The sequence below is a fragment of the Tepidiforma flava genome, assembly GCF_027594505.1.
GTDB classification, from domain to species: domain Bacteria; phylum Chloroflexota; class Dehalococcoidia; order Tepidiformales; family Tepidiformaceae; genus Tepidiforma; species Tepidiforma flava.
Genome location: NZ_CP115149.1, coordinates 1,337,913 through 1,351,643, shown reverse-complemented (window position 1 = coordinate 1,351,643; position 13,731 = coordinate 1,337,913). Strand labels below are relative to the sequence as shown.

The 13,731-nt window shown below is 70.7% G+C and carries 6 protein-coding genes and 1 riboswitch; of the genes, 2 read left to right on the top strand and 4 right to left on the bottom strand.

The features are described 5' to 3' along the window. Window positions 1-78 precede the first annotated feature (78 nt). The gene (locus O0235_RS07680; RefSeq protein ID WP_270057959.1) at window positions 79-5,625 is read right to left on the bottom strand and encodes a prealbumin-like fold domain-containing protein; all 5,547 of its coding nucleotides are present in this window, start codon (window positions 5,623-5,625) and stop codon (window positions 79-81) included. A 775-nt stretch (window positions 5,626-6,400) separates the two neighbouring features. Here O0235_RS07680 and O0235_RS07675 point away from each other — a divergent pair. Next, complete coding sequence (locus O0235_RS07675; protein WP_270057958.1) at window positions 6,401-6,760, top strand: four helix bundle protein; 360 nt, start codon at window positions 6,401-6,403, stop codon at window positions 6,758-6,760. A 254-nt stretch (window positions 6,761-7,014) separates the two neighbouring features. Here O0235_RS07675 and O0235_RS07670 read toward each other — a convergent pair whose 3' ends face one another. Next, window positions 7,015-8,328, bottom strand: a complete 1,314-nt coding sequence (locus O0235_RS07670) for a phage terminase large subunit family protein (RefSeq protein WP_270057957.1) — start codon at window positions 8,326-8,328, stop codon at window positions 7,015-7,017. A 119-nt stretch (window positions 8,329-8,447) separates the two neighbouring features. On the opposite strand from O0235_RS07670, the gene O0235_RS07665 reads away from it, so the two are divergent. Then, the gene (locus tag O0235_RS07665) at window positions 8,448-10,784 is read left to right on the top strand and encodes a sensor domain-containing diguanylate cyclase (protein WP_270057956.1); all 2,337 of its coding nucleotides are present in this window, start codon (window positions 8,448-8,450) and stop codon (window positions 10,782-10,784) included. Between the two features lie 35 nt (window positions 10,785-10,819). On the opposite strand, the gene O0235_RS07660 is transcribed toward O0235_RS07665, so the two are convergent. Beyond that, window positions 10,820-11,707, bottom strand: a complete 888-nt coding sequence (locus O0235_RS07660; protein WP_270057955.1) for a major capsid protein — start codon at window positions 11,705-11,707, stop codon at window positions 10,820-10,822. A gap of 88 nt (window positions 11,708-11,795) precedes the next feature. After that, a complete protein-coding gene (locus O0235_RS07655) occupies window positions 11,796-13,523 on the bottom strand; it encodes a SulP family inorganic anion transporter (protein WP_270057954.1) in 1,728 nt (575 codons plus the stop codon). Window positions 13,524-13,550: 27 nt separating this feature from the next. Next, window positions 13,551-13,657, bottom strand: a riboswitch (cyclic di-AMP (ydaO/yuaA leader). Window positions 13,658-13,731 lie beyond the last annotated feature (74 nt).

Genomic DNA, 13,731 nt, shown 5'->3' with positions numbered 1-13,731 from the left:
CAACGGCCGCGGCCCCGGGACGGGTGCCCGGGGCCGCGGGGTGGGTGGTGCTGGCGCCGGCCTCAGCCGGCAGGAGCGTTACCGGTTGGTGCGCCGGCCGAGGGCGAGGAACCCGAGACCGAGGCTGAGGCTGACCAGGCCGGCGAGCACGAGCAGCAGGCTCATGCCGCCTTCGCCCTGCCCGAACCCGAAGCCCGTCGCCGGGGCCAGCGGCGTCGGCGACTGGCCCGGACCCGGCGTCCGCTCACCCGCCACCTGCGTCACCGGCGTGTTCGTCGGCGTCGGGGTGGGGGTATTCGTCGGCGTCGCCGTCGGCGTCGGCGTGTTCGTCGGCGTGGCCGTCGGCGTCGTCGGCGTGGCCGTCGGCGGGGTCGGCGTCACCGTGGGCGGCGGCGGCACGCAGCGCGGGTCGTTCGGGTCCACGCACGGCGGGTTGAAGTCCCGGATGTTCAGGAACGTCAGCGTCACCACCTGCCCGCCCTGCGTCGGCTGCGCCGTCTGCGAGACGAACTGCGGCGTCCAACCGGACTGCACCGTCTCCGTCACCGTGTAGCTGCACCCGATCGCCGGCGGCAGGTCGGTGAATTCGACGACGCCCTGCTGGTTCGTCGTGCCCTGCTGCTGCGTGATCCCGCAGCCCGTCAGCGTGAACTGCCAGCCCGCGCCGGGCGAAGTGAAGCCGATGACGCTCAGCGTCTTCTGGACGCGGATGGTCACGCGCGGCTGGTTGTAGAAGTTGACCGTCGCGGTCTCATTCAGGTTGACCGTGATGCCCGTGCGGCAGAGGCCCGCCTGGTTGATGGTGTTGTACTTCGAGCCGACGTTCTGCCAGCCCGGCTGGAGCGTCTCGCAGACGGTGTAGGTGCCGTCCGGGATGCCGAGGAAGAAGGCCTGGCCGGCGCCGTCGGTCGTCGCCGTGAAGGTCTGACCGTTCGCCGTCCCGGCCGTGCCGGTGATGGTGATCGTCCACCCGCTGAGCGGCGTGGTGCCGGAGAAGTTCGCGAACGGGTCGCTGAACTTGTTGACGACGAGGTTCGCCGCCGAGAGGACCGACCCGCAGCCGATGTTGCCGAAGACCACGTAGGTCGTCTGGCCGGCCTGGACCGGGACGCTGAGCGAACCGTTGGAGACGATCGGGGCCGCGTTCACGGCGCCAGCGCCGGGCAGCGAGCCGCCGACCTGGACGAGGCCGCGGGTCTCCCAGTCGCTGGAGGTGGTGCCGGCGGTGCACGCGCGCCGGCCCTCGGTCTCAGCGATGGAGTAGGTGCCGACAGGCACGTTCAGGATGGTCGTGCTCGCCGTGCCGACGGAATTCGTCGTCCCGGTCGTCGAGAGCGAGACCGGCAGCGAAGGCACCGTGCCGGTGAAGTTCCACGACTGGGCCGTCGCCGGCGGGACGTTCTCGTACTTGACGATGACGACGGTGCCCATCGGCCGGTTGCAGACGTAAACGTCCTTCGTTTCACCTGGCCCGACATTTACGTAGAAGCCGGGGACGTCGTCGACCGACAGGGCAGTCACAGCACTATCGGGGTTGCAGGCGGCCTGCGCCGAGAAGCCGATGCCCACGAGCTCATAACCGACCTCCGATTCTTCGGTGACGGTATAGCCACCTGCGGGCACTTCAATGGCCTGCTGGCCCCCGACGGCGAGCGGGCCCCAGGTGACGTCTTCGGCCTGGCTCGTCAGCGAGCCCGAGAAGGTCGCGCCGTCGGGCGTGAAGCCCTCGGGGTAGACCTTATGGACGATGATGGTGCCCTTGCGCTGGGCGTTCGTGAACGTGCAGGTCACGTCGCTGGCGGCAGCGGCGACGCCGCCGGTCTGGAGCGTGACCTGGGCGGTGCCGGCCTGGAGGTTGACGGTCGCCTGGACGGGGTTGCCCTGCGCGTCCTGGCAGACCACGGACTGGAGCAGCCAGCTCGCCGGGGCGGTCTCGGTGATGGTGTAGGTCACGCCGCCGGAGGCCGAGCTGGCGGGCAGCGTCACGGCCTGTGTGTCAGTCACCGTGCCCGTGTTCGGGTCGGTGTCGAGCGAGAAGCTCGCCGGGCTGACGCCGGTGTTCGGCTGGACCGTGAAGGAGAACTGGTCGGACGACTGGATGGTCGTGCCGTCGGCGGCCTTCGTCACCTTCTTCACGGTGAGCTTCGGCGGCGTGATCTTGACGTTGTAGGCGATGCAGTGGATTTCGCCCTGCTCCTGGAGCGCGGACGGGTCGATCCACTCCCAGTTGTCGTCGTTCAGGTGATCGGTGTAGCACTTCAGCGCGCCGAAGGCGTAGCCGGCCTGGTAGACCTCCTCGACGTAGACGCCGAGGGTGTTGCCCTGCTGCTGCATGTGCTGGATGACATCGTCGTCCAGCGCGACCGACTGCGAGCCAGTCACGGTGACCGTCTGCAGGAGGGTGCCGCCGAAGCCGTTGGACCGGTTGCTGGTCCAGAGGTTGAAGGTCCACGGGGTGGTGGCGAGGGCGCAGTTGCCGCGGTTGTCGTTGTTCGGCGTGACGGGCGCGCTGTCATTCGACGGGCCCTTGGGGCCGAGGAGGCCGTTGAGGCCGCCGCCGCCGAAGACGTTCTTGCCGGTGTCGTCCTGGCCGCCGGGGCCTTCGTTCCGCGGCACGTCGCCGAAGGTATCGCAGATGTACTTGGAGAAGGTGACGTTCTTCACGACCTTCTCTTTGTTGTAGAAGGTCACCTTGTTCGGGCCGCCCGGGCTGGCAGGGGGCTGCAGCTGGGCGCTGTTGCCCGAGGACTGGCTGCCGTCATTGATGGCGTACTTTGGGTAGCCGGCGGCGTGGTTCCAGCCAGTGGGCGCGCCCGTTTCGATGACGGTGACCGTGGCGTTGGCCGGGACGGTGACCTCCTTGCAGACTTCCCCGTCGCCGCCCTCGTCCACGGTGAGCGTGACGTACTGGGCCTCCGAGCCGTAGCCGTAAGTCACCTCAAAGGTGAACGACTGGTTGGTCTTGCGGATGCCGTCGTTGTTGTTCTCGACGACCTTGCAGACCTTGACCTTGCGGGTGCACAGCTCGGGATTGCCCTGGAGGGTGATGCTGGAGCTGGCCTCGCCGATCTTGCCCACGAGCTCCCCGTTGGACATGTAGAGGTAGGCCGTGTTGGTGAAGACCTGGTTCTCGCAGGTGCGCTGCGGGGCCGGGCTGGGCTTCACGGTGAAGGTGAAGCTGGAGCCGGCGGGCATGGTGCACTGGACGCCGGTCGTTCCGGTGAGCTCCTGCTGGAAGCTGCTGCCGGACGGGATGGTGCAGCTGGCGCCGACGGTGTAGTTCGGGCCGCTGGTGACGGTGACGTTGGCGTCCTTGATCCAGACGGTGCGCGTGGTGCCGTTCGTGCCGTTGGGGTTGGTGACAGTGACGACCCAGGCGACGTTGGCGGGATCCGAGACTTCGTTGTCCTGGAAGCTCTGGCTGGCCTCCTTGCGGATGGACGGGAGGCCGCACTGCGAGGTGTCGGCGGGGATGGTGTACTCGGTGTCGTTGCTGTTGCCGGCGGTGCCGATGAGGACCGGGTTTCCGCCAGTCGGCGGGACCAGGTAGACCGTCGCGGTGTTCCGGATGGTCTGCTCGCGGCAGGTCGTGGTGATCTGCTTCTTGACCTTGACCTCGAGCGTGCTGTTCGCGTTGACCGAGCAGGTGATTTCGTTGTCCGAGAAGTCGCTATCGGAGCAGGTGCCGCCGGTGACGGAGACGAATGTCACGTCGACGTCGTTGATCTTCACCGTCTGGGCGATGTTCTCGGGGTTGTTGACGATGATCTCCCAGTAGGCGTATCCGCCGGTGTAGCCCTCGGTGGCCTTCTGCTTATCGATGGTCGGCACCTGGGCCGTCTTCGTGTTCATCACGCAGACGACCTTCGTCTCATTCGCATTGACCTGGACGTTGGTCAGCGGATTGCCGGCGGTGTAGCTGGTCTTTTCTGCGGGGCAGGTGGGCTGGCCCTGCTGGTTGAGCGAGCCGGCGGCCCAGCCGTACGGCGTCCAGCCGTTCTGGGTGCCGGTTTCGCTGAGGGTGTAGGTGCCGGCCGGGATGTTGCTGATGGTGGAGAAGGCGCCGAAGGTGATGGCGCCCCAGTTGTGGACAGCGGCGTTGCCCTGGTTGGTGGCCGTGCCGGAGAACTGGGAGCCGTCCGCGGCGGGCACCCCGGCGGTGGGATCCTTCACCTTGCCGACGATGAGGGTGCCGGACTGCGGCTTGTTGTAGGCGCAGATGTGGTAGACGCCCGTCTGATCGCCCGGGGTGTCGACAAAATATTCGTACGGAATCTTCAGGTCGACGCTGGTGTAGGCGGTGCCTTCGTTTTGGCCCTGCCCGAACTTGTCACCGTCTTCCCAGGTCGCCGGGAGCTGGTTGCACTGCGGGTTGCCGCTGCTGTGGTTCTCCGGCAGGAACCAGCCGTAGAACTGCAGGCCGCCGGTGTTGGTTTCGGTGATCCAGACGGTCTGAGGCGCGAAGCCGACGCTGGGGGTGAGGTGGCCGAACGAGCCGCTGATGGCCGCGCCCTTCACGCCGTTATTGTCGAGGTAGAGGGTGTACTCGTACGTGCCCTGCCCCTTGCCGACGTTCTGCCAGTCCTGCCCCTGCCCCTGGGACGGGGTGTACTTGTGGACCTGGATCTTGACCGTGCGCGGCGTGTAGGTGTTGAGGAAGCAGACCGTTACCGAGTCGCCGCTATCGAGGTTATTGAGGTCGCCGCCGTCAGCGGTTCGGCCATTCTTCCAGTCGCTGTCCTTGACCTTGCTGCAGTCCACGGACGAACCGCTCTTGATGTAGTGCTTGGTGGCCCAGCCGATTCCGGGGTCGGTTTCTGTAACCCGGAAGTCGTCGTTGTCGCCGCCGCTGCCGCCGTTATCGACGGTGACCTTGACCGACGAGGAGCCGCCGCCGGTGATGCCGGTCACCGTAGCGACGTCCTGTTTGAGGCCGAGGTCTCTCACAGTAAAGTCAAAGGTCGCCCCCGAGGGTGCCCCCTGGCCGGCGACGACCTTCTTGATAATGATCGTCGCGCAGTTCGAGGGCTGAGTTGGCGCCGTAATCGTGCCGCGGTCGTTCGGGTCGGGAGTGATGCTGTCGGCGTGGGAGTAGCTCCACGTGTTGTTGTTGCCCTGGTAGTACAGCAGGATGCGGCCAGAGAAGGAGCCGGCGGGCCAATTGCCGCTGCGGTTAAAAATCACGGCGTAGGGCGAAGTCGAGTCATTCGGGTCTATTCGTTCATTGTCGACGCCGTACCAGTACCACACGTTGGTGAGATTGGTAATGGCGCCCGTGCCGCTGTTCGGAAGCGTGCGGCCGTCGATCTGACCGCCCGAATACTGGAGCACGCCGCCGGACGTCCCGCTGCCGGTGGCGAAGCCGGAGCTCCAGCTGCCCTGGTACGACTGGCCGCCGATCACGACGTTGTCCATCACGACCAGCACTTTGCTGCTGCCGCCAACGTAATTCGCCGTGGCGGTCCAGCCGGAGCACGTGGCGTTGGTGCTGTAGGTGTTGTGGTGCGCGAAGGCGCCGGTGATGATGCTGAGCGCGCCGATGGACGCGATGATGACGGCGAGCAGGGCGGCGGTGATGAGGGCGCCCTGCCGCCTTCGGCTTTTGCCATAGAGTGCGAGAGTCATAGTTCCTCCGTCCTCGCTGAGCCGGCTGTCCCTGGCCGGCGGTCGTGTGGTCGAGCGCTGATTCCTCCCCGGCGCTTCGTGACCCCCACTTCGGATTGCTGCTGGTTCGTTCGGGCCTCCTGGTGATGTTGCGCCGCTCACGCCCCGGGTGAATGCGGACGGGTTCCCTGGCTGTTCCTGCGCCGCCACCGGGCTGCGACGCCGGCGTCACTCTTCCCCACGGTAGGGGAATGGATAGTGAACACCACGGGGAGAATACGGGAAACCCCTGATGCGTGTCAGTAGGAAATTTGTTAGAGGGCGGGGCTTCGCGGTGGCGCTGCGCGGTGGCGCTGCGCGGTGGCGGGCTGCGCGCTGGCGCTTCGCGGTGGCGCTTCGCGGTGGCGGGCTGCGCCCGGTGGCGCTGCGCGGTGGCGCTGCCCGGTAGCGCTTCGCGCGGGATGGTACAGGCCAGCGGGACGCCGAAGGCGGCCTGCCACCAGCGGCGAAGCCGCTGCCATCGCGACAGCGCTTCGCGGTGGCGGGCTGCGCCCGGTGGCGCTGGCGCACGGGCGCTGCGCGGTGGCGGGCTGCGCCCGGTGGCGCTGGCGCACGGGCGCTTCGCGGTGGCGGGCTGCGCCCGGTGGCGCTTCGCGCGGGATGGTACAGGCCAGCGGGACGCCGAAGGCGGCCTGCCACCAGCGGCGAAGCCGCTGCCCTCGGCGGCGAAGCCGCTGCCACCGGCGGCGAAGCCGCAGCCCTTGCACGGCAGCGCCGTCCGGCGGAGGATGCGCGGGTGCCGCTTCCGTACCGGCAGCTGGAGGTGTGGCAGCGGGCCCACCAGATTGCGCAGGATGTGATGGCGCTGGCCGAGCGGCCGGAGCTGCGGCGGCGGCCGGAGCTGCGGAGCCAGCTGCTGCGGGCGGCATGGTCGGTGCCGGCAAATATCGCAGAGGGGCGGGGACGGAGAACACGCCGCGATTTCGCCAGTTTCGTGGGCGTCGCGCGGGGTTCGCTGTTCGAGCTGGACTACTGGCTCCTGGTCTGCCACGAGTGCAACGCCTTCGAGCCGGGCGAATATCCGGAACTGAGTGAACGCGTCGAGCGGTTGAGCGCGAAGCTCGCGGCGCTCATCGAGTCGCTCAAGAGCGAGTAGGGGGCGGTGCGCGGTGGCGCTGGCGCGCGGGCGCTGCGCGGTGGCGGGCTGCGCCCGGTGGCGCTGCGCGGTGGCGCTGTGCGGTGGCGGGCTGCGCCCGGTGGCGCTGGCGCGGTGGTTGGTTTCAGCCAGCGGGACGCCGAAGGCGGCCTGCCACCGGCGGCGAAGCCGCGGCCCTCGGCGGCGTCAGCCGCGGCCACCAGCGGCGTCAGCCGCTGCCCTCGGCGGCGAAGCCGCGGCCAGCGCGCAGCGCGCTATGCGCGGCGCCCGCGGGCGGTGCGGGGCGAGGGGAGGTTCGCGGCGGCGTGGAGGGCGAGGGCGAGGGCGGCGACGCAGTCGTCGTGGCGGCCGGGGGGCGCGGCCCAGTGGAGGATGCCGCCGATGCGGAGGCTCCGCCGGCAGGCGCGGAGTTCGTCCCAGCAGGCGCGGAGGTCCGGGTCGCCGGTGTCGCCGGCGGGCAGGCTGAGCCGGCCGGTCTCGGCGGCGGCGATGAGCTCCCAGCCGAGGGCGCTCTTCGTCTGCACGGTGAAGCTGACGGGGAGGAGGGCGCGGCCGAGGCGGGGTTCGAGCGCGGCGGCGAGCGGCTGGCCGAGGCCGGTGGCATCGATGGCGAGCCGTTCGAGGCCCCAGCGGGCGGCGATGCTGGCGACGCGCGGGGCGAAGCCGGCGAGGTCGCCGGCCTGCCACCGTTCGAGGGCGACAATCTCGAGCCGCTGGCCGGGTTCGATGCGGCCGATGGCGAGGACGGTGGCATCGGCGCCTTCGCCGGCGGGGTCGAGCCCGGCGACGTACCGTTCGCCGTGGCGGGGGCTTTCGAGCAGGGTGTGGCTGCCGCGGAGGCGTTCGAGGGCTTCGGCGCTGAGGAGGCTGGCGCTGGCGCGCGAGGCGAGGAGTTCGTACTGGCTGAGGTAGAGGGGGTTCTGGGCGCCGAGGCGCTGGCGTTCGCGTTCGACGTACTGGCCGTAGATGGGCACTTCGCGGGCGACCTCCTGCCAGGTGACGGTGTAGTGGAGGGGGACGCCGGCGGCGGTGCGGCCGGCGTTGCGGGCGATGGCGCGTTCGAGGAGGGATTCGCCGTCCCACGGGGTGCCGAAGAGGAGGGCGGGGGCGCCGGTGGAGGCGGCCATGGGGCGGAACTGGCGGTCGAACCAGTCGGGGTCGATGTCCTGGGCTTCATCGGCGAAGAGGGCGATGCTGGCGGTGTGGCCGGCGACCTGGGCCTGGCCGGAGGCGGAGAGGAAGACGGCCACGGCGTTGCCGCAGCGGATGCGGTGGTCGTCGAAGCGCGGCTGGAGGCGGGCGCGGCGGGCGAGCGGTTCGAGGACGGCGCGGGTGCGTTCGAGGCTGATGGCGGCCTGGGGGTGGAACGTGGGCGCGCAGAGGACGATGCTGCCGCCGCGGCGGGCGTGGGCGAGGAGGAGCGCGGTGACGAGGGCGGCGGCGAGCTGGTTCTTGCCGGACTGGCGGGGCATGAGGAGGGTGAACTGCTCGTGCCGGGCGTGGAGGAGCCCGCGGCAGAGGGGGTGGAAGACGCGGCGCTGGTAGGCGCGGAGGAGGGGGAGGGGCATGGTCCGAAGGTGCCGCGGATTGCACGCACGGCGGAGCGCGAAATGGCACTCCAGCGGGGCGTTTCCGCACCGATAGTGAAGGAAAGAGGCGGAGCGATCGCTCCGCGGGAGGGGAGCGCGTGCGAACGGGGCTGCTGCAGGCGATGGCGCGCCGGGCCGGGCGGTGGCCGCTGCTGCCGGCAGCGGTGATGGTGCTCGGGCTGGCGGGCACGGCGCTGCTGACGGCGCAGCTCCGGGCGGACGGCGCCCGGGATGACCGCGCGCGGCTGGAGGGCGAAGCGCGGCAGGCCGCCGGGCGGCTGGAGGCGAAGCTGGCGGCGTACGAAGACGTGCTGCTGGCGGGCGCCTCGCTCTTCGGGGCCTCGCGGGAGGTGGATGCGGCGGAGTGGCGGGGCTTCATCGAAGGGATGCGGGTGCAGCAGCGGTACCCGGGCTTCCGGTCGATCGGGTTCGCGGCGGTGGTGCCGGAGCGCGAGCTGGATGCGTTCGCGGCGACGCTGGGGCCCGGGGGCAGCCCGGTGGAGGTCCACCACGTGCCGGGGTTCGCGCCGGCCCCGGGAGGGGCGGCGTGGGTGGTGCAGTTCGTCGAGCCGCTGGAGCCGAACCGGACGTCGCTGGGGCTGCGCTTCGATGGCGCTCCGGCGCAGCGGGAGGCGGCGCTGACGGCCGCGGCCTCGGGCGCGATGCAGATGACGTCGACCGTGAAGCTCGTGCGCGACGGCGCGCCGGGGTTCATCCTCTTCGTGCCGGTGTACGGGGAGCGGCCGGTGCCGCTGGAGCCGGAGCGCCGGGCGGCGGCGACCGTCGGCTGGGTGTTCGCCGTGTTTTCGCAGGACGAGTTCTACCGGGGCGCGCTGGGGTCGCTCGCGCCGGAGGTGGAGATTGCCGTCTTCGATGACGGGACGGCGGGCGGCGGGCCGCTGTTCGCGACGGGCGGCCCGGCGGGCAGGGAATCGGAGGTGCGGCGGGTGGTGCTGGGCGGCCGGGTGATGCGGCTGGAGGTGCGGCCCGGGGCGGCGTTTCCCCGCGCGAATGCGGCGCTGGCGGATGTGACGGCCGGGGCCGGGGTGCTGCTGGCGCTGCTCGGCGCGGCGATTGCGTGGCTGCTGCAGACGTGGAAGCGGCGGGCCGAGGGGCTGGCCGAGCGGCGGACGCAGGAGCTGGCGGAGGCGCTGGCGTTCCAGAACGCGCTGGTCGACGGGACGGGCCTGGCGATTATCGCGACGGACGGCCGGGGGCGGATTACGCGGGTGAACCCGGCGGCGGAGGCGCTGCTGGGCCGGCCGGCGGCGGAGCTGCTCGCCCTGGCGACGATCGAGGAGCTGGAGTCCGAGGGCACCGGCCGCGGCTTCCGGGGGCTCGTCGAACTGCTCCCGCCGGGAGGAAACGTCCAGCGGGAGTGGCGCTACCGGCGGCCGGACGGGCGCTACCTGCAGGTGTGGGTGGCGATCTCGGCGCTGCCCGCAGCCGAAGGAGACCGGCCGGCGGGGTTCGTCTTCATTGGGCGCGATGTGACGGCGGAGCGGGCAGCCGAGCGGGACCGCGACCGGCTGTTCGAGTATTCGCTGGACATGCTGGCGATCGTCACGGCGAAGGGCCGGTTCAAGCGGGTGAGCCCGGCCTGGGAGCGGACGCTGGGCTGGAAGCCGGAGGAGCTGCTCGGCCAGAGCCTCTGGCACTTCGTCCACCCGGAGGAGCGGGGGGCGCAGATCGCGCGGGCGCAGGCGGTGCTGGAGGGCCGCGACGCGCACGACCTGCGGGGGCGGTTCCGGCACGCGGACGGGAGCTGGCGGTGGGTCTCGTTCAATGCCTCGGCAGTGACGGAGGACGAGAGCTACATCGTGGCGCGGGACATCACCGACATCGTGCGGGCCGAGGAAGAGATGGCGGAGGCGATGGAAGTGCTCCGGGCGAACGCGCTGGCGCTGGAGGAGCAGGCGCAGGAGCTGGACCGGCTGCGGGTGGAGGCGGAGTACCTCGCGAACCACGACGCGCTGACGGGGGCGCTCAACCGGCGGGCGTGGTTCCACCAGGCGGCCGTCCACACGCCGACGGCGATCGCCATCTTCGACATCGACTACTTCAAACAGATCAACGACACGTACGGGCACCCGGCGGGCGACGTGGTGCTGCGGGAGGTGGCCCGCCGGCTGGAGGCGGCGGTGGGGGAGGCGGGGGTCGTCGGCCGCATCGGCGGGGAGGAGTTCGCCGTGTTCTTCACCGTGCCGGCAGGGGAAGCGCGGGAGGCGGCCCTGCGCTGCATCGGGGAGGTGTCGCGCGAGCCGGTGGCGGTGAGCCGGGAGCAGCAGCTGCGGGTGACGGTGAGCGGCGGGTTCGCGCCGTGGCAGGAGGCGCCGGAGGACCGGCCGCTGGATGCGCTCTCCGCCACCTACGAGGCGGCCGACCGGGCGCTCTACCGCGCGAAGGAGGCGGGCCGCCACCGGCTTGCAGCCTGAGCGGCGCCGCCTCCCCCGGGGGCCGAAGCGCCGGGCTACGGCCGGACGCCGACCAGCTTCGCGAGCTTGACTGCGTTGAAGAGCGCCAGGCCGGCGTACCACTTCACGCGGATGCGGCTCGCGTCCTTCGTCTCCAGGCTGCCAACCCGTTCGACAGCGAGGCCGCCGGGCGCCGTGAGGCCCGCGAGGCCGCCTTCGCCGAACTGCATGGCGTAGATGGTGCTGCAGTCGTCGCTGGTGCCGACGGACTGGTCGTCGGCGATGTAGTCGCAAATGCCGATGGGGATGCCGTCGTAGTACTGGACCATGCGGCCGAACTCGTCGCGGTCGGCTTCGAGGAAGCCGCCGGAGGCGCGGGCGATCTCGTTGAGCGTGCGGCGGGAGCGCCGGCTCATGAGGAGGAGGTCGGGCTTGCCGCCGCGGACCCGGTCGATGAGCTCGTCGAGCTTCGCGAGGGTGAGGGTGGCGCCGTTCGGGCCCATGGAGACGGCCTGGCCGGGGTCGCAGAGGCGGTCGATGCCGTCGAAGCTGCGCGGGTCGGCGGTCGCGTCGCCGTTGACGAAGGTGTCATCGAAGAGAGCCTGGACGGCCTTCGCCTTGAGCTGGACGATGGCGGCCTCGAGGTCCTGGAGGTTCGAGCGGGTGGCCTTGAGGAAGTTATCGATGTCGGCGTCGCCGCCGAGGATCTTCAGGGTGGCGGTGGCCTGGGTGAAGGTGGGGGTGCTCTCGTCCCAGTCCTCGCCGACGTCGTAGAAGCTGGCGGCGGGCGGGAGGTTTTCGCGGTTGTAGGTGAGGCCGTTGCCGACGATTTCGATGAACGGCAGGCGCTGGAGGACGGGGCTTTCCTGCGCGATCGTCTCGATGACGCCGGCGAGGAGGGTGTCGTTGCTGAGCTTCGAGGCTTCGATGAGGGTGAGCGCCACGGCTGGCTGACCTCCGGTGTATGGATTCCGCGGTCAGCGTGGCGAAGCGGCGCGGCAGCTCCGAGGGGGCCGTGTCACCCGCGGGGGTTCAGCTTGCGGCGGCGAGGCCCGGCGCATCGTGAGCGCCGTGCCCGCGCTCCGGGTGCGGGAGCTCGGGGTGGTCGATGCTCTGGATGGCGCACTTCGTGTGCTCGAAGACGTTTTCGGGGCCGAGGAGGTCGATGATGCCGAACCGCTCGAGGACGGGGCGGACTTCCGGCTGGATGGCGGTGAGGATGATGCGGCCGCCGTGGCGCTTCCGGTGCTCGATGATGCCTTCGAGCGTGAGGAGCCCGGTCGTATCGATGTGGTGGACGTCCTTCATCCGGAGGATGAGCGGGCGGTGGGCGTCGCCCTGCAGCTGGTATTCGAAGGAGGCGGCGCTGTGGAAGGAGAGGAGGCCCTGGGCGGTGAAGAAATCGATGTCGGGACGGGACTTGATGAGGGCGCCGAGCTCGTCGGAGACCTGCGCGATGCGGCCGTTCGCATCGGGCAGCATGGCGGCAGCGGCAGGCACGCTCACGAGGCGGCGGATGAGCAGGATGGTCGAAGCGAAAACGCCGAAGCCGATGGCGTAGGTGAGGTCGAAGAAGAGCGTGATGAGGATGGTGGCGACGAGGACGAGGACGTCCTCGCGCGGGGCGCGGCGGATGATGCGGGCCACCTCGGGCACCTCGGCGATCTTCCATGCCGTGATGAGCAGGACGGCCGCGAGGGTGGCCATCGGGATGTGGCCCGCCAGCGGACCGAGCGCGAGCGTGAGCACGAGGACGGTGACCGAGTGGAAGACCCCGGCGAGGCGGGAGGTGGCGCCGGCGCGGATGCTCGCGGCCGTCCGGGCGATGGCCGCGGTGGCGGGGATGCCGCCGAACAGCGGGCTCACGAGGTTGGCGATGCCCTGCCCGCGCAGCTCGCGGTCCGGGTCGTGGCGGATGCGCTGGCCCGCCATGCCATCCGCGACGACCGCGGACAGGAGCGATTCGACGCCGCCGAGGATGGCGACGGCGATTGCGGGCTGGAGGAGGTCGATGATGAGGCCGGCATCGAAGAAGCCGAGCGACGGCCGCGGGAATTCGCGCGGGAGGTCGCCGTACTTGCTGGCCACGGTCGGGGTATCGATGCCGAGCGCCCACGTCGCGGCAGTCACGGCGACGACGGCGACGAGCGGGGCCGGCAGGCGGCGGTCGACGCGCGGCCAGGCGACCAGGATGGCGAGCGAGACCAGGCCGACGAGCGGCGTGGTGAGGCCGACGGTCGAGAGGTGCCGGATGGTGTCGAGCGTGCGCTCGTGGAAGTGTTCGAGCGCGGGGTCCGTGCCGGTCACGCCGAGAAAGGCGTTGAGCTGGCCGAAAGCGATGGAAAGCGCGATGCCGGCGGTGAAGCCGACGATGACGGTGCCCGGCATGTAGCGGACGAGCCGCCCGAAGCGGAGTGCGCCCATGGCGAGCAGGATGACGCCCGCCATGAGGCCGACCATCGGCAGGGCGCCGGGCCCGTGCACGAGGACGACATGGCTGAGGAGCGGCACGAGCGCAGCGGTGGGCCCGGTGATGTTGTAGCGGGAGCCGCCGAAGATGGCGGCGGCGGCGCCGGCGAAGACGGCGGTGTAGAGCCCGGCCACCGGCGGCACGCCGACCGCGACGGCGAGGGCGATGCTGAGGGGGAGGGCGATGATGCCGGCGACCATCCCGGCGACGAGGTTCGCCCGGAGGTCGGCGGCGGAGGGCAGGGCAGGCAGCGAGGGGCGCTCGAACGGGCGCGCAGTGCGCAGGGACACGCAATCGGCTCCAGCGGGTCGCTTCCGTGGCCTGCGGGGTGAGCTGACGGGTTCGGGCGGAAGCGCCCGTCCTCCCGGCGGGAGGATTCACCCCGGGAACGTGGTTCCCCCGCTCCGCATTCGCGGATTCGGCCCGCTGCCGCTCGCGCGACAGCGTCGTACCGGGAGCTTCGGCCCATTGTCCATTACGGTCTATGGCAGGCCAAAT

What these genes read in the sequence shown, in the direction of transcription:
- O0235_RS07670 (WP_270057957.1), bottom strand. Translation starts at nt 8,328, where the DNA reads ATGCCCCTCCCCCTCCTCCGCGCCTACCAGCGCCGCGTCTTCCACCCC.
- O0235_RS07680 (WP_270057959.1), bottom strand. Translation starts at nt 5,625, where the DNA reads ATGACTCTCGCACTCTATGGCAAAAGCCGAAGGCGGCAGGGCGCCCTC.